Origin of the sequence: Candidatus Protofrankia californiensis (assembly GCF_900634765.1) — a bacterium.
Taxonomy (GTDB): Bacteria; Actinomycetota; Actinomycetes; order Frankiales; family Frankiaceae; genus Protofrankia; species Protofrankia californiensis.
Window position 1 is genome coordinate 1 of the sequence record NZ_CAAAFT010000402.1, and the last position, 2,471, is coordinate 2,471.

The following is a 2,471-nucleotide window of genomic DNA, read 5'->3' on the forward strand; positions in this document are numbered from 1 at the left end:
GACGAAGCCGTGCTGGAGACGACCGGCTTTACCCTGGAAGGCCGGACCATGCGCAACGTCCGCCAGGCTGTCGCCCGGGTGGAGCGCGCCGGCTACACAGCGATCGTCCAGCGGATCAGCGATCTTGAGCCGCGGGACGTCGCGCGGCTCAGGGCCCAGGTCGCGGTCTGGCGAGGTACCGAGACCGAGCGGGGGTTCTCGATGGCTCTCGGCCGGATCGGCGATGCGGCAGACGGCGACTGCGTCGTGGTGATGGCCTTCTCCGCGGAGCCGCACGGCGCGGAGCCCCGGCTGCGCGCCGTGCTGCACTTCGTGCCCTGGGGGCGCACAGGCCTGTCGCTGGACGCGATGATGCGCGACCGGACGGCCGACAACGGGCTCAACGAGTTCCTGATCGTCAGCGCTGTCCGCCGGGCCCGGGATCTCGGTGTCAAGCGGCTGTCACTGAACTTCGCGGTCTTCCGGTCCGCGCTCGAACGTGGCGAACGGCTCGGCGCGGGGCCGGTGCTGCGCTCGTGGCGCGGTCTGCTGATGTTCCTGTCCCGCTGGTTCCAGATCGACAGCCTGTACCGGTTCAACGCCAAGTTCCAGCCGACCTGGCTGTCCCGGTACGTCTGCTATCCCGCGTCCGCGGACCTGCCCCGGATCGCGCTGGCCATGCTCGAGGCCGAGGCCTTCCTTGTATGGCCACGCTGGGTATGGCCACGCTGGCGCGGGCACCTGCCCCGCCCCAGCACCCGTCTACGCGGCGGCGCCCGCTCCGGTGACGACGGCGCCGATCACCGGCAGGTTCACCGCCGGGAGACCGGCTCCGACGCCCGCCACGGGCGCTCCTGAAGGCACCGCCCCGGGATCGGCTGGCCCGGCTCCGCTGTCCGTCGGTGCCGCCGCGGACCTGGCTGCCGACCAGAGACTGGCCGCACTCCCCGCGAGGGGCGCTCTTGTCATCGGCTTCGCCCAGGTCGCCGCACTCGCACCGGGGATCAGCCGATCGGGCGTGAGCATGGTGGCCGGTCTGGTCCGCGGCCTGTCCTACGAGGACGCGGCCCGGTTCGCGTTCCTGCTGGCCACCCCGGTGATCTTGGCCGCGGGCCTGCTCAAGCTGCCGGATCTGTTCGGCCCGCTTGGCAACGGGGTACGGGGGCAGAGCCTGTTCGGGGCGGCGGTCGCGGGCGTCGCGGCCTATCTGTCGGTGCGGTTCCTCAGCCGTTGGTTCGAAACCCGGACGCTCACCCCGTTCGCGTTCTACTGTCTCGCCGTCGGATTCGTGTCCGTACTGAGGTTCGGTCCCTTCTCGTTCTGATTTCGCAGGCCCCGAGACGCTCTGCCCGTGAGACGATCAGCCGCGGGCAGGATTCGGCCGGAAACAACGGAAGGAAGTCCCGCGCTGTCCGCTCCAGTCGTACGCAATATGCGTTGATCCAGTGGTTTTGTTCCGGCTGTGGGCGAACCCGGGCGAAATCTTCGGGGGTTCGGGGATCCGACCGGACGGCGCGGATACCCCGTCCGGTCGCCTCCAGCCATGCGGGCGGTGTGCCCGGATCACCGCTCTCACCTGGGCCTCCGCCGGCCCGGGGGGTGGGATGCTCTATCGGGCGACCAGCCGGCGGACGTCCGCTGTCGAGGTACCCAGCCCGCTCGGAGCACCGAAGGGCCGCCGGTCCACGGCCGGGTGGTAGCGCAGCTCGGTCTCCTCGTAGCGGTGGGTTCCTTCGTGCCAGCGCAGGATGCCGGCCAGCCAGTTCTGCAGTTCCCGGACGTAGCCGAGCAGCGCGCCGCGGACGTCGCCGTCGAGCTGAAGCTGGTCGAACAGCACCGGCAGTTCCTCGGCCACGATGTGCTCGAACTGGCGCATCCGGGCGGTCATGAGATCGTTCACCACCTCGACCGCACGGTCGCGGCCGCAGCCGAGGAAGTTCTCGACCACCAGCACGCAGTTGTGGATCTCGCCCTCGAACTGGATCTCCTTCTGGTAGGAGAAGACGTCGTTGAGCAGGCAGGCATAGTCGGCCGCGGCGTTCTCCAACGACCGTATCGGCCGGGTGCGGAAGATCTCGGCCGGCACGGTGTGCGCGCGGGCGAGCCGGCACAGGCTCATCGTCAGGTCGGAGCCGAACGTCGCGCGGCGCATCTCCAGGTAGTCGACGGGATCGGGGATGCGGTTGACCGCCTGGTTCGCCAGCTCCCACAGCCAACTGTCGATCATCACTTCGACGGCGTGGCGGAAGGCGGCCCGCGCGGCGGGCTCCATCGGCCCGGCGGTGCGTTCCCACAGGTCGGCGAGGCCGCGCTCAAGGGCGTTCGCCGGTACCTCGATGGCCGGGCCGTCGAGGGGCATGAAGGCGCGCAGCCGTTCGTTGCTCAGCCGCGCCCCGGCCAGGTTCCCACTCCGGCCGAAGACCACCGGATAGTAGTCGTCGCCATAGGTGCCCCAGGTCAGCCAGCTGGTGGTGAGGTCGAGTTCCGCCGCG

Annotated in this window: 3 protein-coding genes; 2 read left to right on the top strand and 1 reads right to left on the bottom strand. The window is 70.1% G+C overall.

Annotated elements, in window-relative coordinates:
- The coding region (locus DD1DGNOD_RS20550) for a phosphatidylglycerol lysyltransferase domain-containing protein (RefSeq protein ID WP_131770855.1) at positions 1 to 837 on the top strand (837 nt) is incomplete at its 5' end.
- Complete coding sequence (locus DD1DGNOD_RS20555; RefSeq protein WP_050803574.1) at positions 764 to 1,303, top strand: undecaprenyl-diphosphate phosphatase; 540 nt, start codon at positions 764 to 766, stop codon at positions 1,301 to 1,303. The genes DD1DGNOD_RS20550 and DD1DGNOD_RS20555, both read left to right, overlap by 74 nt.
- 285 nt (positions 1,304 to 1,588) lie before the next feature.
- On the opposite strand, the gene DD1DGNOD_RS20560 is transcribed toward DD1DGNOD_RS20555, so the two are convergent.
- A partial coding sequence (locus DD1DGNOD_RS20560; protein ID WP_430827843.1) for a terpene synthase family protein occupies positions 1,589 to 2,471 on the bottom strand: 883 nt, incomplete at its 5' end.